The sequence below is a fragment of the Pseudoduganella sp. R-32 genome (assembly GCF_049913245.1).
Lineage (GTDB): Bacteria > Pseudomonadota > Gammaproteobacteria > Burkholderiales > Burkholderiaceae_D > Rugamonas.
In genome coordinates, this window is sequence record NZ_CP183987.1 from 6,406,021 (window position 1) to 6,427,098 (window position 21,078).

Consider the following 21,078-nt stretch of genomic DNA (forward strand, 5'->3'; position numbering starts at 1 on the left):
TCAGATCTTCACGCGCACGTAAGCCATGACGCTACGCGGCGCACCTGGCTGGATCTGGAAGTTGTTGTTGGCCGATTCGTAATACACCTTGTCGGCAAGGTTGTTCAGGTTCAGCCCGGCTTCCCAGTTCTTGCCTTTGTAGCCAAGCATCGCATCGAAGCGCACATAGGATGGCAAGCGCACCGCATTGTCCTCAACGGCGAAACGGTCTCCCACGTAGAAGGCGCCGGCGCCGATGGTAAAGCCGTGGCCCAGCTCATAGTTGGACCACAAGCCCGCCGCATGCTTGGGAATGTTGGCGGGGCGATTGCCCACCCTGTAGTTGTTGGACTGGGTAATGCGGGCGTGGTTGACGGTGGCATTGGCAAACACTTTCCAGCCCTGCGCCAGGCTGCCCGTCAAGTCGACTTCGAGCCCGCGGCTTTGCTGTTCGCCGGTCTGCACCTGGCGCACGCCTGCCGGATCTGAAGGGTCTTTGGTCGCCACATTGCGTTGCGTGATCTCGTACAGGGCGACGGTCGACTGCAGGCGTCCATCGAACCATTCGCTCTTGTCGCCAATCTCCTTCTGCAAGGATTCAACTGGCTTGATCTGTGCAAAATCCTTGCCGCCGTAGAAGAAGTCATTCCCTACCGGGAGGAAGGAGCGGCTCAGGTTTGCGTACAGCGCGTGCGCCTGGCCCGGCTGGTAAACCACGCCGATGCGCGGGCTCCACACCGAGTCGGTGCGGCTCTGGACCAAGCCGGTGCGCCGGTCCTCCTGTTCCTGCTTGAAGCGGTCGAAGCGCACGCCGGCAAGCATCTTCCACTGCTCGTTAAACGAGACCTGGTCCTGTGCATACCATGCGGCCGTATCGGCCTTGAAGTCGTTGTCGATCGTGACCGGCAACGCGGCCAGGTCCGGCATGGCCATGAGCTGCTGTGGCGCCTGCAAGCTGACCGGCGTGGTCGCGGCAGCACGCACCAGGCGGCCGGACTTCTGGTGTCCCAGCTCAACGCCGGTCATCAGCGAATGACGAACGCCGCCGGCATCGAGCTGATACGCCGCTTCGGTCTGGTTCAGGAAATTGCTCTGGTCCTGAGGGAAGTAGGTGATCTGGCGACGCACTTGCGTGTTGGCTGCAGCCAGGCCCAGGGTGCGGGTATTGATCGCATCCAGCTTCAGCTTCGAATACTGGAAGCTATTGCGCAGAACCAGCTTGTCGTTGACCGCATGTTCGACATTGAAGCGGGCATTTTGCGCATCCGTCCTGGCGTAGTCATAGCGCTCGCCGTAGAAGTTGCCGACCGGGACATCGGCCGGCACGCCGTTCAGCGAAGGGATGCCACGATCGGGGGTACGGTTTTGGTGAAGGAATTCGGTTTGCAGCAGGAAGCTGGTGTCGCGCCCCGCCGTCCAGGCGATGGATGGCGCCAGCACTGCACGCTCGGAATGGACCACGTCGCGGTAGTTGTCGCCCGCTTCGTAGGCGCTGGTCAGGCGGAACGCTGCCTGTTCGCCAGCAGCACCGCCCAGGTCCAGGTCGATGCGGCGGAAGTTCTCCGAGCCGCCGCTCAACGTCACTTCGCGCACCGGCGTTTTCACCGGCTTCTTGGTGACGCGGTTGATCACGCCGCCCGCCGAGCCACGGCCGTACAGCACCGCGGCCGGGCCCTTCAGCACCTCGATCCGTTCCACATTGCCCAGGTCGCGGAAATACAGGCTGTCGTCGCGCATGCCGTCAAGCAGGGTGTCGCGGGTGGCGTCGAAGCCCCGGATGTAGAACTGGTCGCGCCGCCCTTCCCCCTGGGACGGGGCAACACCGCTGACGTTGCGCAGCACATCTTTCATATCCACCGCCCCTTGCGCCCGGATCAGCTCTTTGTCGACGAACTGCACCGACTGCGGCACGTCACGCAGCGGCACATCGAGCTTGGTGGCGCTGCTGGTGCCGTGCAGCGGATCGGACGCCGCTGCCGTCTGCACGGTGACCATCGGCAGTTCGGTGTCCGCCGCATAGGCAAATTGCGAGCACAGTGCGGCGGCGGCCAGCGCCAGGACATGGGGTTGAATACGACGATGTTGCATGACTTTCCTTCGGATGTGACGTTAAAAAAATCGTTAAGGCCTACGCATCTTCCTGCAGGTAGATATGCTGTGGATGCGGATGGCGCAGGAAATCGTGGTGCGAGATGTGCCAGGCGTAAGCGCCCGCATACTGGAACAGCAGCAGGTCGCCGACCCGCAGGCGATCGAGCATGGCGTCGCTGGCCAGCACGTCTTTCGGCGTGCATAACTGGCCGGCGACCGTCACCGACCGCTGCACGGATTCGGGACGCGAATAGGGATGGTTCCAATCCTCCACCGGCACTACCCGGAACGGATGGCTGTGGCCCTGTGCATAAGGGGTACGGAAGTGATGCGTGCCGCCGCGCACGATGGCGAATACGCGCTCTCCCGCCTCCTTGATGTCCAGCACCTCGGTGGCGTAGTAGCCGCAAAACGCGCTGACGAAACGCCCGAGTTCAAAGCGCAGGCGCGGCACGTCATCGCCATGCTGGCGTGCTTCTTCGGCCAGCAAGCTTGCCAGGCCGGCGCTGAAGCGCGGCCAGTCGAACTGGCGCTGCGGTTCGCGGTAATTGACCCCGATACCGCCACCGACGTTGATATGCTCGATGCGCAAGCCGTATTGTTCGCACCATTCGCGCGCCTGGCGCAGGTAGGCTGACAGCAATTGCAGGTGTTTGTCCGCATCGAGCTGGTGCGACAGCAGGTGGAAGTGGAAGCCGCGCAACTCCAGGAGTGGCTCTTGCCGCAGCCGTTCCAGGCAAGCCGGCAAGTGCTCGATGGCGATGCCGAACTGGGTCGGCTTGCCGCCCATTACCAGCGTGGTGGTCGCCAGCTCGGCCAGCGGCGGATTGACGCGCAGCAGGATCGAGGCCGGCTTGCCGCCGGCGTGGGCCAGCACCGCCAGGCGTTCCAGTTCATGCAGGCTTTCCACGTGCACCGTGGCGCCATGCTGCAAGGCCAGCGCCAGCTCGCTATCCAATTTTCCCGGTCCGCTGAAGATCACCGGCACCTGCGGAAAATGCTGGCGCAGCCAGGCGATTTCACCGCCGGACGAGGCTTCAAAACCATCGACGGTTGGCGCCAGCGTTTGCAGCAGGGGAACGTCCGAATTGGCTTTGATCGCGTAGAAGAAGTCGCATTGGCCGGGCAATCCTTCGCGCAAATGCACCGCGTGGCGCTTCAGCGCCGGCAAGTCGTAGATGAAGGCGCACAGCGGTTCATCCAAGGCGGCGTGCGCCTGCTTCGCCGCCGCGATCGCGCGGTCCCAGTCGAGCCTCATGCGAGTTGCTCCTTGATGGCGGCCAGCGGATTGACAAAGGGCGCGTAGTCGGCCGCGCGGTCGGCCTGCTTGAGGAAGCGGTTGCACAGGTTGCCCTTGGCCGGCAACGGTTCGCCATCGAGTACCGAAGCGATGCGCGCGGCGGATTCCGTCGTGCCGTGCAGGTGCTGGTATTGCTGCAGGTGATGGCGTACCTGCGTCCACAGCCTTTGCTGCAGGGCCGGATTGCCGGCTGCCAGCTGGTGGATCGCTTCGCAAAAATTGTTGACGAACAGGCAGTAGGCGATGCGCTTCCAGCCGCGCTCGCGGTCGTACTGCAGCGCTGCCTGCGCACGCTGGCTGACGCCGGACAGGCGGCTGGCGCCCCACTCTTCCTGCACCAGCTTGACGCCTTCGAAATCGCGCAGGAAGGCTTGCGCCGGCCAATCCCCGACCAAGCCGATCACCACGTTCTGCAGGTGCGGCTCGAACACGACGCCGTGCGCGAAGTAGCAATGCAGCACCGGATACATCATCTGTTGCACATAGCGCGAGAACCACTCGACAGCCACCGCCTCGGGCGCCATGCGCTCACGCTCGGCGATCTGGCGCAGCAGTGCCGACAGGCGCGCCTCGCCCAGTACGTGGTTGCCGAACAAGGCACCGGCCAGCAGGGGCACGGCGCCCGGCAGCAGGTTGTGCTGGTCGAAATTGCCGCGCAAGATCAGGCCGAAGCCTTCCGTGATTTCGCGCTTGGCATCGGCGTCGCCGTCGCGCAGGTTGACCGAGAGGAAGGCCGGTTCCGGCATGATGGCGGCGCCGGGGAAGCGCTCCCTCAGTTCCGGAATCAGGCCGCTCATGATGCGGTTCACTTGCAACGCGCCTTCCAGCTCGTACACCGCGTTCTTGCGCACGCAATTGGTCAGGCGCACATGCAGCGAGAATTTGTAGAAATATGGGTTGCCGGGCTGGTACAGGGTGCGTACCGAGGAGGTCGGGTAATACAGCTCGCCTTGCGCTCCCAGGTGGCGGATACGGCCGTCGCGCATGGCGGCGGCGATCAGCGGCTTTTCCAGCAGCCAGCGCGCCTGCCAAGGGTGGGCGGGAACCAGCAGGTAGTCGTCGCCGGCCACCACCCCTTGCGGCGCCTGGGCGGCCAGGATGTCACCGCAGGATTGCGCCAGGGTCGACTGCTGCAGCACGGCGTCGCGCTGCACGGCAAAATAGTGCAGAGGGAAGCCGCCGCGCAGTTCCGGCGAATAGCGGCGCAGGTCTTCTGCGCTGAAGCCTTGCCTGCTCTTGGGCGCGGGATGGAAGGGATGGCCGTAGGTCAGCGACTGTTCGGAATCCAGGTAGGCCGCCAGCGGATCGGACGGCATCGCGTTTGGCCATGGTGCTTCCAGGATGGCCGTGGTGACCTGCACGCTGTCTTCGATCTGCGCCAGCAATTCGTGGTTGTAGGGCTGGCCGGTCTTTGCCGCGAGGTCGCGGATGATCAGGTCGGCCAGCATGCGCCAATCCAGCAAGGCCCATGGCTGGCCGGCGCTCTTGCAATACAGCGCGGACAGGTAGCGATAGTTGGCGGTTGGCGAGTCATCCTGCACGGCGACCACGACGCGGCTATCGAGACGCGGCAGCACGATGTGCAGGGCCTGGCCGGTGGCCAGTGCGCAACGCAGGGCGAGCGGCCAGTCGTTCTGGCCGAACAGCGGGCCGATGCTGGCGTGTCCTTCCGGGATGGCCACTTCGCGGCAATAGCAGTTCAACAGGGTTTCCAGGCTGCGCTGGCTGGCGGCGCAGTACGCCGCCGACATATTCGGACTACGGTGCAAAGCTGATGTCGACATGAAATTTCTCCAAGCATGTGATGGCTGGCTACACGATCAGTCGGTGCTGTGCGCTGGCTGTTTGAAATCGCCCCGGTATAGGCGGAACATGAGTACAACGAGATAGATGCAACTGGCCGCGAGCGCCGCCGCGCCAAGCAGGAAATGGGATTGCAATCCCCAGCGCTCGGCGGCGATGCCGGCAGCCAGGCCGGCTGCCACCGCGCCCCATTTGGTGCTGCCCTCAAGGGAGCCGAAACGGCGGCCGGCGTTGCCGGCGTCGGTGATCGCGGCCACCATCCCGTGCAAGGCGATATAGCTGGCCGTCATCGCCACGCCCATCACGAGGCGCCATGCGGCCAGCGCTGCCAGAGAATGGCTGCCCGCCTGTCCCAGCAAGGCCGCGATGAGCACTGCCTGGGCGGCAGCCAGCGTCGCAAGCAGGCGCCGGCGGCCGCAAAAGCGCGACAACGGCAGCGCGCACAGCAAGTACACCAGGTGCGGCAGTCCGAACAGCAGCCCCGGCGCCGCCCCAGGCAAGTTCGCCAGCGTTTGCTCGGCATACGGCACGAAGTAGGGAAAGGTGATCACCGTCGCGAAAATGAAAGCGAATTGCAGGCCATACAGTTGGCCGGGCGGGATCGCTTCGCCGGCGAGTGCCTTGCCATCGCCGTCCGTGGCCAGCGCCTCGCTCGCAGCCGGCGGGGCCGCGACGGCCGGCAGGCGCCAGACCAGCAGGGCAGACAGGAGCGGCAGCAGCGCCAGGTAGCGATACATCAGCAAAGGTTCGGCCCCATGGGAGAGCATTCCCATCAAGGCAGGCCCGGCAAACAAGGCGGCGCGGGCCGAGCCTTGCATCAGTGTCAGCAAGCGGGTCAGGCGATGGCCGCTCACCACCGTGGCCAGGTAGGCGTTCGATGCGGCGAAGGTGCCGCCCAACAGGCCTTGCAGGATCAGCGCCGCGGCAAACTGCCAGACATTGCCGGCCAGGCTGGTCAGCCAGAAGCTCACCGCCAGCCCGAGATGGGCGCGCAACAGCAAGCGCTTCTTGCCATAGCGGTCGGCCAGGCGCCCCCACCATGGATTGGACAGCGCCGCCACCAGCGTCGGAATGACGAACAGCCAGCCGGCCAGCCATGCGGCATTGCTGCCCAAGGCCTCGTGCAGGATGCGGTCATAGAACGGCGGCATGCCCAGCGCGGCAAAGGCGGCGGCGAAATGGCCCGCCAGCGTGGCGGCGACAATCCGGCGCGTGCTCATGCGCTCGCCTTCGGTCGCCATCGATGCAATGGATTGGGCACGGTTTGCAGGCGCGCTTCGGTTTCCGCGAACAGGCGGCGCTTGGCCAGTTGCTCGATGCGGATGGCGGGAGCAAACAGGTCGAATGCCGCAAAGCGTTCGACAAGTTCCGGATGGCGCGCCTGGTAGCGGCCGATGCAGGCCGCGATGCGGCGCCAGAAATCGGCTTCCGCCAGGCCGTAGTGCTGCTGCAGGAACATCGCCAGTTCGCCGAAGTTGATGAAGAATACGGCGTCGTGGAAGTAGTCGTGCACCTCCTCCGGCGACATGCTTTCCATTCCCGCGGTGGCGTTGACCTGCTTGCGGAACGATGGCGTCGGCAGCAACTGCGGGCAGATGCCGGGATCGGCCAGGTATTGGCGCACGAAGCGCAAGCCGCCCGGCAAATCCTTGAGCGCAATGCGGTTGGGCAGGCCGGCGCGATGGATCAGCACGATGTTCTGCGCATGGGCCTCCATGCCGATGCCTTGCGCATAGAGCAGGTGGATCAGCGGCGGCAGCGAGGCTTCCATCAGCGCATCCAGCCACGGCAGCAGGCCATGCTGCTCGACCCACGGAGCGATGAAGGGGCGGCCATCCGCTTCACACTGCGAGAGGCCGGAAAACGGTGCGGCGGCTTCGCCAGCCTGCAAGGCACGGTCGGCACTTTCGCGCCAGACTGCGCCCAGCATGCCGTATTGCGCTGCCTGCAGCGCCAGCGGCAGCCCGGCATCGCGATAAGTGATGCCGGCCACTTCGCGCAGGAACACCAGTCCGGTGGCGCGCAGCGCTGCGTCGCGCTGCAGGATGTCGTTCAGCCAGTCCGATACCGGCGGCGCATTTTCCACGTTATGACAGGACAGGATGCGGTCAGCCGAGGTGTTGACGATACCGATCGGCAGTTTGACATGGGCGGCCAGCGGACGCGTGGCATTGGCCAGCGAACGGATCGATTGCAACGGCCGGTACACGTCGCTGCCTTCGCCAAGCCAGACCAGGTCGCGGCTGTGCAGCAAGGGGAACAATTGGCTGGCGATCTTCTCGCGCCAATGCCACGGGTGCGCCGGCAACAGCCAATAATCATCCGGCTCCAGTCCCATGGCGGCCAGCCTGGCGCTGAAACGCGCGTACTGCTCCTCGCCAGCTTCGCTGCGCAGGAAAGATGGCAAGTCGATGTCGCGGCAGGCGGCGACGTTGGCCTTGGCGCGCCGCAGCGCCAGCCAGGACAAGCGTACCGCCGGGGCAAACTCCGGCCCGTAGGCGGCATTGTCGAGCGGATCGAAGCCGACGCGCGACTTGTAGCAGGGGTGGTAGGGGTGCGCGTCCTGCAACTGGCCTTCCAAAGCGGTCAGGTCGCGCCCTTCGCCATCTTGCCGGCGCGTGTAGCGTGCCAGCGTGTCTTTTTGCAGCGTCTGTTGCAGCTCATGCAGGAAGCGGTGCAGCAGGTTCTCGTCGGTATCGATCAAGGCGCCTGCTTCGAGCACGAATTCCTGGAGCGATGCGACGGGCCGCGCGCCATCGGGCGCGCTGCGCATGAGCGAGGCGCCATCCACCCGGATGCGGCCGAAGCTCTCGCTGACGCGGCCCTTGCAGCGATAGGCTACCGGCTGGCCGGCCGCCGTCCGGCCGGGAATGTGGAAGCACACGCCGTCATCCTCTTGCGTGATTTCCGCAGCCAGCACCTGCTCGAACAGCAGTGCCTCGATCAGTTGGCGCAGCACACGCTGTTGCGCGGCCAGATAGTGTTGCGAAGCCAGGGCGTCCGCAAACAAGTCCCAGGTGATGGGCGAAGTCATACCGCCGCTCCAGCGGCAGCGAAGTTGGTCCACATAGGGGATTCCTTGGAAAGCGTGCCATGCCAAGGGAATGCCGGATCGCGCTCCCTGGCAAAACCTCAATGACTGGCAGCTCTCCGCAACTTAAGGAAGCCCGCTGGCTGTGTGGTGTGCAGTGAATAAAAATGCAATTCGCCGATCATAATACAAATGAGAATCATTTTCAATAAGATGGCTGAATCGGAACGGCGGGGGCAAAAAAAACGGAGCCGCGAAGGGCTCCGTTCTTGGGGCGGCAGGCGCTTAGACGACGATGGTCTGGTGTTCGCCTTCCGCGCGGGCGCGGATCTTGCCGATGCGGGATACAGTCTCGCCGGCTGCGGTCAGCTGGGCGACGGCTGCGTCGGCGTTTTCAGCGGACACGATGACGGTCATGCCGATGCCGCAGTTGAACACGCGGTGCATTTCGGCGTCGGCCACGCCGCCGTGCTGCTGCAACCACTTGAACAGTGGTGGCATGGTCCACGAAGAACCATCCAGTTCGGCAGTCAGGTTGTCGGCCAGCACGCGCGGGATGTTTTCCACCAGGCCGCCGCCGGTAATGTGCACCAGGCCTTTGACTTCCATCGATTCCATCAGCGCCAGCAGCGGCTTGACGTAGATGCGGGTCGGCTCCATCAGCACGTCGGCCAGCTTGCGGCCGTGGAAGTCGGCTTCCAGGTCCGGCTTGGCCACTTCGATGATCTTGCGCACCAGGGAGTAACCGTTGGAGTGGGCGCCCGAGGAGGCCAGGCCCAGCACCACGTCGCCCGGCTGAATCTTGCTGCCGTCGATCAGTTTGGATTTTTCCACCGCGCCGACGGCGAAGCCGGCCAGGTCGTATTCGCCGTCCGGGTACATGGACGGCATTTCAGCGGTTTCGCCGCCGATCAGGGCACAGCCGGAGATCTCGCAGCCCTTGGCAATGCCCTTGATCACGTCGGTGGCGGTGGCCACGTTCAGCTTGCCGCAGGCGAAGTAGTCGAGGAAGAACAGCGGCTCGGCGCCCTGCACCAGGATGTCGTTCACGCTCATGGCCACCAGGTCGATGCCCACGGTGTCGTGGCGGTTCAGCTCGAACGCCAGTTTCAGCTTGGTGCCGACGCCGTCGGTGCCGGAAACCAGCACCGGCTCCTTGTATTTCTTGCTGATCTCGAACAGCGCGCCGAAGCCGCCGATGCCGCCCATCACGCCTTCGCGCATGGTGCGCTTGGCGAATGGCTTGATCGCTTCAACTAGGGCGTCGCCGGCGTCGATATCGACACCTGCGTCACGGTAGGACAGGGAAACATTCGAAGGTTGGCTCATGGTGTTGTCGCAACTGAGGCGGAAGAATGGAAAAGCGGTGGCCGAATACGGCAAGTCCGCTATTTTAGCATTTTTGCCCCCGCATTTTCTCTTGTTATCGGCCGTTTTCAGCCACCGGACCGGCAAACTTCCCCAAATCCAGGGCGCGCACCCAGCTTCAGCAGGCGTGCAGCCAATTCCTCGTTCTGCTTTTCCAGGGCGACGTCGTAGGGCGTCAGGCATTCGTTGTCCGGGCTGGCCTTGCCATTCGGGTCGGCGCCTTGTTCGATGGCGAAGCTGACGCGGGCGGTTACCGCCGCCACGCATTTCTGCCACTCCGCTTCGAAGCGCTCGGGAGCAACCAGCTTGCGCGTCATGTCCTTGTCGCATTCGCTGACCAGGCGCACCAGCATGCTGCGCTTGCCCCAGGTGCTGCCGTTGGGATCGGCGCCCAGGGCGACCAAGCGCTTGGCGGCGTCAAACTGGTCCTTGCGGATGAAGCGGTTGAGCAGGGCCGAATAAGTCGTGGACTGGACGTTCGGGTTGGCGCCGGCCTGGATCAGCAGCGCCAGGAATTCATTATCAGTCTCGCAATGGTCGCAGGTGGACAGGTTGATGCCCTTGGCGCTGGCGCCGTGCTCGATCAGCAGTTGGGCCAGCGCCAGGCGGCGCGGCCAGCTTTCCTGCGGGGCATTGCGGGCGAAATAGGCCTGGCTCACGGTCTCCTGCAGCAGCACGGTACCCAGTTCGCCGGAGATGTCGGCCTTCCCGGCCAGGTATTCGAGGACGGCGAAGCGCTTGGCGTCCCTGGCCGGGTCGGGCTTGGTCAGGTAGGTATTGACGGCCACGCCCAGCATGTTTTCCGGCGCAAAGCTGGGGTCTTTCCTGGGGTCGAAGCGCTTGATGCGGTCCAGGTCACCCTCGTCCGTTGCGTCGATGACCTTGGTGGACGGCTTCTTGAAGTTCACCGCCTCGGCGACGTTGGCAGCGGCGTTGGCGGCGGCGTTTGCCACGCTGGCTGCAGCGGCCATGGGCAGGCACAGCAGGCGGTTGAAGCCTTCGCATTTTTCGCCATCATCCGCTGCCATGGCAGGGGAATGCGCGGCGAACGCCAGGGACAGGGCCGCTATGGCGGCTTGGGTACGAACAGACAGCATGACTTCCACTTCAAAGTTTATTTATGGAAATATTAAACTACTGGTAGGCCCCGCGCATGGTGTTTTTAACAGCAGAGGCGTTAGAATAGCCCTTCCTTCGTCCCGACCACGCCCCAGCAGATGCCTCTTCCCCTCTCGGCAGAACAAAAACAAACGCTATTCTGGGTATCGGTCTGGGCCGCCTTCTTTTTCCTGCTCTGGGTCCTGGGGCCGGTACTGACGCCCTTCCTGGCCGCCGCCATTTTCGCCTATGCGCTGAATCCCGCAGTCGACAAACTGTGCCGCCTGCGCCTGTTCAAGCGCTGGAAGATGCCGCGCGCACTGGCAGTATCCATCGTTATCACGCTGTTTGGCGCCGCCGTGCTGGCGCTGCTGCTGATCGTGGTGCCGGTGCTGCAAAAGGAAATCCCGCTGCTGCAGGCGGCCATTCCCGCTTCGCTGGCAAAACTGAATGACACGCTGGGGCCGCGCCTGCAGCAACTGGGCGTGGAATTCACGCTCGATGGCGCCAGCATCAAGGCCCTGGTGGCCGAAAAGATGGCGGAAAGCGGCAACCAGATCTGGACCGCCGTGCTGAATTCCGTGCGCACCGGCGGCAGCGCCGTGCTGGGCTGGCTGGCGACGCTGGTGCTGATCCCGGTCGTGCTGTTCTACCTGCTGCTGGACTGGCACCAGCTGCTGGCGCGCATTGCCGCTGCCGTGCCGCGCCGCTACATCGGCGCCACCATGGAAATGGCGCGCGAGTCGGATGCCTTGCTGGCGCAATACCTGCGCGGCCAGTTGCTGGTGATGCTGGTGTTGTCGGTTTATTACTCTACTGCGCTGGCGGTGGCGGGTTTCGACGTTGCGCTGCCGGTCGGCATCCTGTCCGGCGTGCTGGTCTTTATCCCCTATCTCGGCTTCGGCCTGGGCCTGCTGCTGGCGCTGATGGCGGCGGTGCTGCAATTTACCGACTGGAGCGGGCTGGTGGCCGTGGCCATCATCTACGGCCTGGGCCAGGTCATCGAAGGTTTTTTCCTGACGCCGCGGCTGGTGGGCGAACGCATCGGCCTCGATCCGCTGGCCGTGATCTTCGCTTTGTTGGCCTTCGGCCAGCTGTTCGGCTTCGTCGGCGTACTGCTCGCTTTGCCTGCTTCCGCCCTCTTGATGGTGGGTTTCAGGCACTTGCGCCGCCACTACCTGCGCAGCAGCTTTTATAATGCGTAGTGTGAAGATCGATTACGTTAGCAAAAAATCCACAAAGCCGGGACAAGTCCAATGAAACAGCTGGTGCTTGACCTGGGTGCGGAGCCGGTGTGCACCCTCGAATCCTTCGAGGTGGGCCGCAATGCGGAGGTGGCGGCGCTGATGCGCCAGTTCGCCGACCGCAGCTCCCGCGAGCATTTCGCCTACCTGTGGGGGGAAATTGGCGCAGGCAAGTCGCACCTGCTGAAGGCGCTCGCCTCGAGCGACCGTGCGCGCTATATTTCGCCGTTTTCGATTGAAACCGAGTTCCTGTATTCGCCGGACGTGGACCTGTACCTGCTGGACGACTGCGAAAAGCTGTCGCCGGTGGCCCAGATCGATGCCTTTGCCCTGTTCAACGAGATCCGCGCCAACAACGCCTTCATGGTGAGCGCGGGCTCGGTCGCCCCGGCCGTGCTGCCGGTGCGCGAGGACCTGCGCACACGCATGGGCTGGGGCCTGGTGTACCAGATCCATGGCCTGACCGACGAGGAAAAACTGGCAACGCTGACGCAGATGGCGGAAGCGCGCGGTTTGACCCTGTCGCCCGGTGTGCTACCTTACCTGCTGTCGCACTTCCAGCGCGACATGGTATCGCTGTCCTCGATGCTCGACTCGCTCGACCAGTATTCCCTGGAAACCAAACGCCCGATCACCCTGCCCCTGCTGCGCGAATGGCTGCAGGAGGAAGCGAACGAATGATGAAACTCGCCCTGTTCGACCTTGACCATACCCTGCTGCCGATCGATTCCGATTTCGAGTGGGGCCAATTCCTGTGCCGCGTAGGCGCCGTCGACGCCGTAGAATTCAAGCGCCGCAACGAAGAGTTCTTCGCACAGTACCAAGCGGGCACCCTGGACCCGGTGGAATACCTGGAATTTTCGCTCGGAACCCTGGCTTCCTTCGAGCCTGAGCAACTGGCCGAACTGCAGCAGCAGTACATGACCGAAGTGGTGATGCCGAACATCCTGCCTGCCGCCCGCGCGCTGCTGCAAAAGCACCTCGACGCCGGCGACCTGGTGGCGATCGTGACGGCGACCAACCACTTCGTGGTGGCGCCGATCGCCAAGGCCTTCGGCGTGGAGCACCTGATTGCCGCGATGCCGGAGCGCGATGCCGCCGGCCGCATCACCGGCAAGCTGCTCGGCACGCCAACCCAGGGCGAAGGCAAGATCGTGCACACCAAGGCATGGCTGGAGAAATTGGGACACTCGCTGGACAGCTTCGACAGCGTCCACTTCTACAGCGATTCCCATAACGACCTGCCGCTGCTGTCGATCGTCAGCCATCCGATTGCGACCAACCCGAACGCCAAGCTGTCCGAACACGCGACCGCGCAAGGCTGGCCACTAATTCACCTGTTCAATGATTAAGAAATTCATCCGCAAGATCCTGGGCGTCAAGAACGCGAGACCCCGCAACGAACCGCTCGTGCTGGGCCCGAAGGACCATGGCATCGACCCGCGCATGGTGTCGAACAACGCGATCCGCGTCACCAGCACGCTGCAGGAAGCCGGCTTTGAAGCCTTCGTGGTCGGCGGCGCAGTGCGCGACCTGCTGCTGGGCGTCAAGCCGAAAGACTTCGACGTTGCGACCAATGCCACCCCCGAACAGGTGAAGCGCCTGTTCCGCCGCGCCTTCATCATCGGCCGCCGCTTCCAGATCGTGCACGTGATGTTCGGCCAGGACCTGCTGGAAGTGACCACCTTCCGCGGCACCACCACCGACAATGCGCCGAAGGACGAACATGGCCGCGTGCTGCGCGACAACACCTTCGGCTCGCAGGCGGAGGACGCGGAGCGCCGCGACTTCACCATCAACGCCATGTACTACAATCCTGCCACGCAGGAAGTGCTGGACTACCACGGCGGCATCGAGGATATCCGCAGCAAGACGCTGCGCATCATCGGCCAGCCGGAAGCGCGCTACCGCGAAGACCCGGTGCGCATGCTGCGCGTGGTGCGCTTTGCGGCCAAGCTGAAATTCTCCATCGAGCGTTCGACCGCCGAGCCGATCGGGGTGATGGCGCCGCTGATCGACAATGTGCCTGCGGCACGCGTGTTCGACGAGATGCTCAAGCTGCTCACGTCCGGCCAGGCCCTGGCCTGCCTGCAGCAGCTGCGCAAGGAAGGCCTGCATCACGGCCTGCTGCCGATGCTGGATGTGGTGCTGGAACAGCCGATGGGCACCAAGTTCGTGACGCTGGCGCTGGACTCCACCGACAAGCGCGTCATGGCCGGCAAGACCGTGTCGCCGGGCTTCCTGTTTGCTTCGCTGCTGTGGCACCAGGTGCTGGAGAAATGGGAGGCCTACCAGGCGGCGGGCGAATTCCCGATTCCTGCGCTGCACCTGGCGGCCGACGAAGTGCTGGAGTCGCAGACCGAGAAGCTGGCGATCCAGCGCAAGATCGGTTCCGACATGCGCGACATCTGGGCCATGCAGCCGCGCTTCGAGCGCCGCAATGGCAAGAATCCTTACAAGCTGCTGGAACACCTGCGCTTCCGCGCCGGCTACGACTTCCTGCTGCTGCGTTGCGCTTCGGGCGAGATTGACCGCGAACTGGGCGACTGGTGGACGGCTTTCTATGAAGGCGACGAAACCATGCGCGCCGAACTGGTGTCGACCGCATCGTCCGGCGGTGGCAAGAAGAAGAAACCCGCGGCACGCCGCAGTCGCGCCGCAGCGCTTGACGACGCGCCGGTGGATGCCAATCCGGATGGCGAAGAAGGCGACGAGTCGGATGACGATGACTTCCTGAATCCGCGCCCTGAGGGCGAAGCGCCGACACGCAAGCGCCGCCGTCGTCCGCGCCGCGGCCGCCGCAGCGGCGGTGGCGGCAACGCCCCGGCCGGCGAAGCTTGATGCCTGTTACCGCGTATATCGGCATTGGCGCCAATCTCGGCGATGCGCGCGCGAATGTGCTGGATGCTTTCGAACGCCTGCGCAAAGTGCCGGGTTCCACGCTGGAGGCGGTGTCCTCGCTGTACCGTACGGCGCCCATCGATTCTTCGGGCGACGACTATATCAACGCGGTCGCCCGCCTGAAGACCTCCCTGCCTGCGCAGGCGCTGCTGGAAGCCCTGTTCGACATCGAGCAGGCCCACGGCCGCGAGCGGCCTTACTTCAATGCCCCGCGCACGCTGGACCTGGACCTGCTGCTGTACGGGGATGAACAGATTGCGACGCCGACGCTTACCGTGCCCCATCCGCGCGTGCACCAGCGGGCGTTTGTGCTGATGCCGCTGCTGGAGCTGGCGCCCGAGGTGGTGCTGCCGGGACTGGGGCGCGCGGGCGACTTCGCGCCTTCGGTTTCCGACCAAGGTATTATCCGGCTTTAAACCGGTAAACCTGGGTCCGACCCGCAGGGTCAGACCCAGTCTGCTCGACTGCCGCGGGTTTCGGTTGTGCGCCGGAACCAAACCCGTGGCTTCAAGACCGTCGAGGGTCAGACCCTTCGGGTCTGACCCTGGTTTACCGGTTTTGCCCGCTGTGTACAATAGCGCTTTTCGAATTTAAGGACATCCCATGTCTGGCAACCTGCAAAACCCTTACCCGGCGCCTGCGCGTGCCGTCCCTACCAAGGCGGTCACGATCCCTTCGATTAACGCCCTGAAGGCAGCCGGCGAAAAGATCACCATGCTGACCTGCTACGACGCCAGCTTCGCCTCCCTGATGGACGGCTGCGGCGTGGAAGTGCTGCTGATCGGCGATTCGCTGGGCATGGTATGCAACGGCCACCAGTCCACCCTGCCGGTGACCGTGCAGGAAATCGCCTACCACACCGCCGCCGTAGCCCGTGGTGCGAAAAACGCGCTGATCCTGGCCGACATGCCTTTCGGCTCCTACGCCACCCCTGAGCAGGCGTTCAACAACGCCGTGCAACTGATCCAGGCCGGCGCCCACATGGTGAAGATCGAAGGCGGCGCCTGGGTTGCCGAAACCGTGCGCTTCCTGGTGGAGCGCTCGATCCCGGTCTGCGCCCACCTGGGCCTGACCCCGCAGTCCGTGCACACGCTGGGCGGCTACAAGGTGCAGGGCAAGACCATCGAGAGCGCCGAACTGCTGAAACAGGATGCGCTCAAGCTGCAGGCCGCCGGCGCTGCCATGGTGGTGCTGGAAGCGATTCCTACCGCGCTGGGCAAGGAAGTGACCGACATGCTGTCGATGCCGACCATCGGCATTGGCGCAGGTCCGGATTGCTCGGGCCAGGTGCTGGTCATGCACGACATGCTGGGCGTGTTCCCAGGCCGCAAGGCGCGCTTCGTGAAGAACTTCATGGAAGGCCAGGTGTCGATCCAGGCTGCCGTGTCGGCCTACATTGACGCCGTCAAGGGCGGCACCTTCCCGGCACTGGAGCATTGCTTCTGAACCCACTGAACGACGACGAGTACGACCGGCTCGATGAGCTGCTGGCCGAAATCGGCCCGCGGAGCATGGACGTCGCCAAGCTGGAAGGCTTCCTGACCGCGCTGGCGGTCGGCCCGGCCGAGGTGGCGCAGGAGACGTGGTTGCCAGCAGTCTGGGGCGGCGCGGCCGGCAACGATGAAGCTGCCGCGCTGGCTGCGCGCCACCACGACTACATGCGCGTGTGGATGCAGAAAGACCCGGAGAGCTTTGAGCCGATCTACGAATGCGGCGGCAACTGGACGGCGGAAGCGTGGTGCGATGGCTTCGTGGCCGGCGTGAACATGGCGGCTGATGCCTGGGCGCCGCTGCGCGCCCAGCAGCCCGCCCTGCTGGTGCCGTTCCAGGCGCCGCTGAACGCCGCCAAGGTGCCGCAGGCCGTCATCAGGATCAACGAATTCTTCCACGCGCCGCAGACTAAAGTAGCCAAGGCCGGCCGCAACGACCCTTGCCCTTGTGGCAGCGGCAAGAAATTCAAGAAGTGCTGCGGCGCTTAAACCTGGATCCAGGTCGTCTTCAACTCGGTGTACTTGTCGAAGGCATGCAGCGACTTGTCGCGTCCATTGCCTGACTGCTTGTAGCCGCCAAACGGCACCGTGATGTCGTCGCCATCGTACTGGTTGACGTGCACGGTGCCCGCCCTCAGCGCCCGCGAGGTGCGGATCGCTTTCGAAATATCCGATGTCCACACTGCAGCATGCAGCCCATACGGCGTATCGTTGGCCTGCTTCACCGCCTCATCGAGATCCTTGAACGACAGCACCGACAGAACCGGGCCGAAAATTTCTTCCCGCGCAATTTTCATGGTGTTCTGCACGCCGTCAAACAGCGTCGGTTCGACATAGAAGCCGCCGGTTTCCTTGCGCACCGCATTACCGCCAGCCAGAAGCTTCGCCCCTTCGTCGCGGCCGGCTTCGATATAGCCCATCACCGTCTTCATCTGGACTGCATCGACAATTGCGCCCATCACGGTCTTTTCGTCGAGCGGGTCGCCCGGCGCGTAAGACGGCACCATGGCCAGCGCCTTCTCAAGGAACTTGTCCTTGATCGACTCTTCCACGAACAAGCGCGAAGGCGCGTTGCAGCTTTCGCCCTGGTTGAAGTAGATCGAACCCACCGCGGCGGCGACGGCAGCGTCGAGGTCAGGGCAATCGGCGCATACGATATTGGCCGACTTGCCGCCCAACTCCGTCCACGCGCGCTTCAAATTTGACTGCCCCGCCATCTGGATGATCTGCTTGCCCGTGCGCGTGGAACCTGTGAAGCCGATGCAGTCTACATCCATGTGCATGGCCAGCGCGGCGCCAGCCTCGTTACCGTAGCCAGGCAGCACGTTGAACACGCCTGGAGGAATTCCCGCCTCCACCGCAAGCTCCGCCAGCCGCAAGGCCGACAACGGCGATTTCTCGGACGGCTTGAGCACCACGCTGTTGCCGGCCGCCAGCGCCGGCGCGATCTTCCACGCTGCCATCAGGAGCGGGTAATTCCAGGGCACGATAGCCGCCACCACCCCGACCGGTTCGCGCGTGATCAAGGCCAGCGCATTGCCCGGCGTCGGCGCAATCTCGCCGTACACCTTGTCGATCGCTTCTCCGTACCAGCGGATGCAATTGGCCGCGAGCGAAACATCGACCACCTGGCTGTACTTGATGGGCTTGCCCATATCGAGTGTTTCGAGCAGCGCCAGTTCGTCCTTGTTCTGCATCATGAGGTCTGCGAACTTGATGAGAACACGCTTGCGCTGCGCCGGCGCCTGCCCGGCCCAGCGGCCGCTATCGAAGGCGCGGCGCGCCACGGCAACCGCCTGGTCGACGTCGGCCGCATCGCAGCGCGCCGTCTGCGACAGGTAGCGGCCGTCGATTGGAGAAAGGTTGTCGAACTTGCGCTCGCCGCGCGCCCAGGTGCGTTCGCCGTTGATGAAGGCGCGACCGTCGAGGGCCAGCATCTTGGCCCGGTCGTGCCAGTTGATCGCTTCTTTTGCCATGGCTACATCCATCCTCTCTGCTGCAGGTCCGCATAGGTATCGTCAAGGCAGCGCCGGATCAGCGCCACCATCTCGTCGATCTGCTCGCGCGTCATGACCAGCGGCGGCGCGATGATCATGCGGTCGCCGACGGCGCGCATGATCATGCCGTTGTTGAACATATAGCCGCGGCACACCATGCCCACTTCCAGTTTCGGATCGAAATACTCGTGGCCGTGGATTGTGGGTCCCTTGCGCCGTACGAGATTCAGGCCTGCGACGAAGCCGCAGCTATTGGCATAGCCAACCAGCGGATGGTCGCCGAGCGTGGCGAAACGCTGCGCAAGATATGGACCGGTATCTTCGGCCACGCGCTGCACCACCTTTTCTTCTTCGATGATGCGAATCGTCTCAAGCGCCGCAGCACACGCGACAGGGTGGCCAGAGTAAGTAAAGCCGTGCGCGAACTCGCCGCCCTGGCCAATCAGCACTTCCGCCACGCGCTCGCCTACCAGCACGCCACCGAGCGGGATATAGCCCGAAGTGACGCCCTTGGCGAAGGTAATCAGGTCCGGCTTGAAGTCAAAGTACTCGCAAGCGAACATGCGGCCGGTGCGGCCAAAGCCGGTGATCACTTCATCTGCGATCAGGAGAATGCCGTATTTGTCGCAGATGCGCTGGATCTCCGGCCAGTAGGTGCGCGGCGGAATCACCACACCGCCCGCTCCCTGGATCGGCTCGCCAATGAAGGCCGCCACCTTTTCCGGGCCGACGTCGAGGATCTTCTGCTCCAGCCACGATGCGGCCTCGATCCCGAATTCATCCTCCGACATGCCACGCCCCGACTCAAGGTAGTTCGGCTGCCGGATGTGCACGATGCCGGGGATCGGCAAGCCGCCCTGCGCATGCATGCCTTCCATGCCGCCCAGAGAGGCGCCCGCCATGGTGCTGCCATGGTAGGCGTTGAAGCGGCTGATGATGGTGTGGCGGTGTGGCTGACCCTTCAAGTCCCAATAGCGGCGCACCATGCGCACATTGGTGTCGTTTGCCTCCGATCCCGAGCCCGTGAAGAACACATGCTTGAAACCGGGTGGCGCAATCTCCGCCAGCTTGGCGGCCAGCGTCACGGCCGGCACATTGGTCGTGTTGAAGAAGCTGTTATAGAACGGCAGCGTTTCCATCTGGTCGAACACCGCCTTCGATATGCTGTGCCGGCCGTAGCCGACATTCACGCACCACAGCCCGGACATGCCGTCCAAAATCTTCTTGCCTTCAGAATCCCAGAGGTAGATGCCTTCGCCGCGTACCATCACGCGCACGCCGCGCTCGCCAAGCGCCTTGTGGTCAGTGAAGGGATGCATGTAGTGCGCGTGATCACGCGCCTGGAGTGTTTTGGTATCGTCCATGATCGCCTCCTCATACATGCAGCAGCAGGTGCTCGCGCTCCCACGGGCTGATCACGGTCATGAACTCCTGGTGCTCAAGGTCCTTGATGGCTGCATACACGTCGATGAAGCGCTCGCCGAGCACAAAGCGCAGCTTGTCCTCGCCACGCAGTATCTTCAGCGCTTCCGGCAAGCCTTGCGGCAGCTCGTATTTCATTTCGTAGGCGCTGCCGGTGGTCGGCGCGGTAGGTTCGAGCGATTCGGTCATCCCGAGGTAGCCGCAGGCCAGCGTCACTGCCAGCGCCAGGTAAGGATTTGCATCGGCGCCGATGATACGGTTCTCCACGCGCCGGTCTTGCACGCCCGATTCCGGAACCCGGAATCCGACGGTGCGATTATCCATGCCCCACTGGATATTGATCGGCGCCGCCGTGTGGCGCACCAGCCGGCGGTAGGAATTCACATACGGCGCGACGATGGCTAATGCGCTCGGCATATAGCGCTGCAGGCCGCCGATGTAGGCCTTGAACAGCTGCGATGGTGAACCATCCTGGTTGCTGAAGATGTTCCATCCGCTGCGCGCATCGACCACGCTCTGGTGGATGTGCATTGCCGATCCCGGCTCGCCTGCCATCGGCTTGGCCATGAAGGTGGCGTACATATGATGCTTCAATGCCGCCTCGCGCAAGGTACGCTTGAAGAAGAACACCTTGTCAGCCAGGCCAAGCGGCTCGCCGTGCAGGAAGTTGATCTCCATCTGGCCGGCGCCGATTTCGTGAATCAGGGTGTCCACGTCAAGGCCCATCAGATCGCAGTAATCGTAGATGTCCTCGAACAGCGGATCGAACTCGTTCACCGCGTCGATGCTGTACACCTGGCGGCTGGTTTCGGCGCGGCCGCTGCGGCCGATCGGCGCCTTCAGCGGCAGGTCGGGGTCGGAGTTCTTGTCGGTCAGGTAGAACTCCAGTTCCGGTGCAACGACAGGCTTCCAGCCCCGGTCTTCGAACAGTTTCAGCACGCGGCGTAGCACAGAGCGCGGGGCGAAGTCGACCAGGCGGCCATCGCTGAAATAGCAGTCGTGGATCACTTGCGCCGTCGGGTCGACCGCCCACGGCACCATGGTGATGGTGGTAGGGTCGGCCTTCAGGATCATGTCGCGGTCGGTACTGGAGATGGCACGGTCATAGGCATCATCCTCGGTCGGATAATTGCCGGTGACGGTCATGCCAAGCACCGCCTCAGGAATGCGCATGCCGCGCTCCTGGGTGAATTTGCCGCGCGGGAGAATCTTCCCGCGTGCGACGCCGGTCAGGTCAGGGACCAGGCATTCGATCTCGGTGACTCGCTTTTCATTGAGCCACTCGTCCATGTCGGTGTAACTGAAATTTTCGCGGATTGCCATAGCTTCCTCTCAGGTAGTTTAGAAAACAGCA

The 21,078-nt window shown here is 63.6% G+C and carries 17 protein-coding genes; 7 read left to right on the top strand and 10 right to left on the bottom strand.

From position 1 onward, the window contains the following. The 7 genes from ACN9MU_RS29430 to ACN9MU_RS29460 all read right to left on the bottom strand — a co-directional run bounded on the left by ACN9MU_RS29430 (position 1) and on the right by ACN9MU_RS29460 (position 10,669). Positions 1-2,067: a TonB-dependent receptor gene (locus ACN9MU_RS29430; RefSeq protein ID WP_426165423.1), complete on the bottom strand. Its 2,067-nt coding sequence runs from the start codon at positions 2,065-2,067 to the stop codon at positions 1-3. 40 nt (positions 2,068-2,107) lie between these two features. Then, positions 2,108-3,328, bottom strand: a complete 1,221-nt coding sequence (locus ACN9MU_RS29435; protein WP_426336503.1) for a type III PLP-dependent enzyme — start codon at positions 3,326-3,328, stop codon at positions 2,108-2,110. Continuing rightward, positions 3,325-5,154 carry an IucA/IucC family protein gene (locus ACN9MU_RS29440; RefSeq protein ID WP_426343851.1) on the bottom strand — a complete coding sequence of 610 codons (1,830 nt, stop codon included), beginning with the start codon at positions 5,152-5,154 and terminating at the stop codon, positions 3,325-3,327. Before ACN9MU_RS29440 ends, ACN9MU_RS29435 begins: the two co-directional genes overlap by 4 nt. 36 nt (positions 5,155-5,190) lie before the next feature. Further along, a complete protein-coding gene (locus ACN9MU_RS29445) occupies positions 5,191-6,393 on the bottom strand; it encodes an MFS transporter (protein WP_426165429.1) in 1,203 nt (400 codons plus the stop codon). Continuing rightward, positions 6,390-8,207, bottom strand: coding sequence for an IucA/IucC family protein (locus ACN9MU_RS29450; RefSeq protein WP_426165431.1), 1,818 nt, complete (start codon positions 8,205-8,207; stop codon positions 6,390-6,392). Before ACN9MU_RS29450 ends, ACN9MU_RS29445 begins: the two co-directional genes overlap by 4 nt. Before the next feature lie 282 nt (positions 8,208-8,489). Continuing rightward, entirely contained in the window at positions 8,490-9,533 is a 1,044-nt protein-coding gene (purM, locus tag ACN9MU_RS29455; RefSeq protein ID WP_426165433.1) for a phosphoribosylformylglycinamidine cyclo-ligase, read from the bottom strand. Positions 9,534-9,640: 107 nt separating this feature from the next. Then, positions 9,641-10,669 (bottom strand): ankyrin repeat domain-containing protein, encoded by a 1,029-nt coding sequence (locus ACN9MU_RS29460; RefSeq protein ID WP_426165435.1) that lies wholly within the window; start codon positions 10,667-10,669, stop codon positions 9,641-9,643. A 120-nt stretch (positions 10,670-10,789) separates the two neighbouring features. On the opposite strand from ACN9MU_RS29460, the gene ACN9MU_RS29465 reads away from it, so the two are divergent. From ACN9MU_RS29465 to ACN9MU_RS29495, 7 genes are all read left to right on the top strand, one after another. After that, positions 10,790-11,875: an AI-2E family transporter gene (locus ACN9MU_RS29465; RefSeq protein WP_426336505.1), complete on the top strand. Its 1,086-nt coding sequence runs from the start codon at positions 10,790-10,792 to the stop codon at positions 11,873-11,875. A 51-nt stretch (positions 11,876-11,926) separates the two neighbouring features. Then, the gene (hda, locus tag ACN9MU_RS29470) at positions 11,927-12,595 is read left to right on the top strand and encodes a DnaA regulatory inactivator Hda (RefSeq protein ID WP_426165439.1); all 669 of its coding nucleotides are present in this window, start codon (positions 11,927-11,929) and stop codon (positions 12,593-12,595) included. Continuing rightward, positions 12,595-13,266, top strand: a complete 672-nt coding sequence (locus ACN9MU_RS29475) for an HAD family hydrolase (protein ID WP_426172328.1) — start codon at positions 12,595-12,597, stop codon at positions 13,264-13,266. Before hda ends, ACN9MU_RS29475 begins: the two co-directional genes overlap by 1 nt. After that, positions 13,259-14,755: a polynucleotide adenylyltransferase PcnB gene (pcnB, locus tag ACN9MU_RS29480; RefSeq protein ID WP_426165441.1), complete on the top strand. Its 1,497-nt coding sequence runs from the start codon at positions 13,259-13,261 to the stop codon at positions 14,753-14,755. The genes ACN9MU_RS29475 and pcnB overlap by 8 nt, the downstream gene beginning before the upstream one ends. Next, the gene (folK, locus tag ACN9MU_RS29485) at positions 14,755-15,231 is read left to right on the top strand and encodes a 2-amino-4-hydroxy-6-hydroxymethyldihydropteridine diphosphokinase (RefSeq protein ID WP_426165443.1); all 477 of its coding nucleotides are present in this window, start codon (positions 14,755-14,757) and stop codon (positions 15,229-15,231) included. The genes pcnB and folK overlap by 1 nt, the downstream gene beginning before the upstream one ends. Before the next feature lie 187 nt (positions 15,232-15,418). After that, complete coding sequence (gene panB / locus ACN9MU_RS29490) at positions 15,419-16,261, top strand: 3-methyl-2-oxobutanoate hydroxymethyltransferase (protein ID WP_426319442.1); 843 nt, start codon at positions 15,419-15,421, stop codon at positions 16,259-16,261. Beyond that, entirely contained in the window at positions 16,252-16,794 is a 543-nt protein-coding gene (locus ACN9MU_RS29495; protein ID WP_426343852.1) for a UPF0149 family protein, read from the top strand. Before panB ends, ACN9MU_RS29495 begins: the two co-directional genes overlap by 10 nt. Here ACN9MU_RS29495 and ACN9MU_RS29500 read toward each other — a convergent pair. Genes ACN9MU_RS29500 through ACN9MU_RS29510 form a run of 3 tightly spaced genes read right to left on the bottom strand, consistent with a single transcriptional unit; the run spans position 16,791 to position 21,047 of the window. Continuing rightward, entirely contained in the window at positions 16,791-18,281 is a 1,491-nt protein-coding gene (locus tag ACN9MU_RS29500; protein ID WP_426343853.1) for an aldehyde dehydrogenase, read from the bottom strand. The genes ACN9MU_RS29495 and ACN9MU_RS29500 overlap by 4 nt on opposite strands. 2 nt (positions 18,282-18,283) lie before the next feature. Further along, on the bottom strand, positions 18,284-19,666 hold the full coding sequence (locus tag ACN9MU_RS29505) for an aspartate aminotransferase family protein (RefSeq protein WP_426165451.1): 1,383 nt from the start codon (positions 19,664-19,666) through the stop codon (positions 18,284-18,286). 10 nt (positions 19,667-19,676) lie between these two features. Continuing rightward, positions 19,677-21,047: a glutamine synthetase family protein gene (locus ACN9MU_RS29510; protein ID WP_426165453.1), complete on the bottom strand. Its 1,371-nt coding sequence runs from the start codon at positions 21,045-21,047 to the stop codon at positions 19,677-19,679. Between the last annotated feature and the right edge of the window lie 31 nt (positions 21,048-21,078).

Coding starts and splice junctions, on each gene's coding strand:
- ACN9MU_RS29465 (WP_426336505.1), top strand. CDS start 10,790: ATGCCTCTTCCCCTCTCGGCAGAACAAAAACAAACGCTATTCTGGGTA.
- pcnB (WP_426165441.1), top strand. CDS start 13,259: ATGATTAAGAAATTCATCCGCAAGATCCTGGGCGTCAAGAACGCGAGA.
- ACN9MU_RS29445 (WP_426165429.1), bottom strand. CDS start 6,393: ATGAGCACGCGCCGGATTGTCGCCGCCACGCTGGCGGGCCATTTCGCC.
- ACN9MU_RS29460 (WP_426165435.1), bottom strand. CDS start 10,669: ATGCTGTCTGTTCGTACCCAAGCCGCCATAGCGGCCCTGTCCCTGGCG.
- ACN9MU_RS29500 (WP_426343853.1), bottom strand. CDS start 18,281: ATGGCAAAAGAAGCGATCAACTGGCACGACCGGGCCAAGATGCTGGCC.
- ACN9MU_RS29505 (WP_426165451.1), bottom strand. CDS start 19,666: ATGGACGATACCAAAACACTCCAGGCGCGTGATCACGCGCACTACATG.
- ACN9MU_RS29450 (WP_426165431.1), bottom strand. CDS start 8,207: ATGACTTCGCCCATCACCTGGGACTTGTTTGCGGACGCCCTGGCTTCG.
- ACN9MU_RS29435 (WP_426336503.1), bottom strand. CDS start 3,328: ATGAGGCTCGACTGGGACCGCGCGATCGCGGCGGCGAAGCAGGCGCAC.
- folK (WP_426165443.1), top strand. CDS start 14,755: ATGCCTGTTACCGCGTATATCGGCATTGGCGCCAATCTCGGCGATGCG.
- ACN9MU_RS29430 (WP_426165423.1), bottom strand. CDS start 2,067: ATGCAACATCGTCGTATTCAACCCCATGTCCTGGCGCTGGCCGCCGCC.
- ACN9MU_RS29510 (WP_426165453.1), bottom strand. CDS start 21,047: ATGGCAATCCGCGAAAATTTCAGTTACACCGACATGGACGAGTGGCTC.
- purM (WP_426165433.1), bottom strand. CDS start 9,533: ATGAGCCAACCTTCGAATGTTTCCCTGTCCTACCGTGACGCAGGTGTC.
- hda (WP_426165439.1), top strand. CDS start 11,927: ATGAAACAGCTGGTGCTTGACCTGGGTGCGGAGCCGGTGTGCACCCTC.
- ACN9MU_RS29475 (WP_426172328.1), top strand. CDS start 12,595: ATGAAACTCGCCCTGTTCGACCTTGACCATACCCTGCTGCCGATCGAT.
- panB (WP_426319442.1), top strand. CDS start 15,419: ATGTCTGGCAACCTGCAAAACCCTTACCCGGCGCCTGCGCGTGCCGTC.
- ACN9MU_RS29440 (WP_426343851.1), bottom strand. CDS start 5,154: ATGTCGACATCAGCTTTGCACCGTAGTCCGAATATGTCGGCGGCGTAC.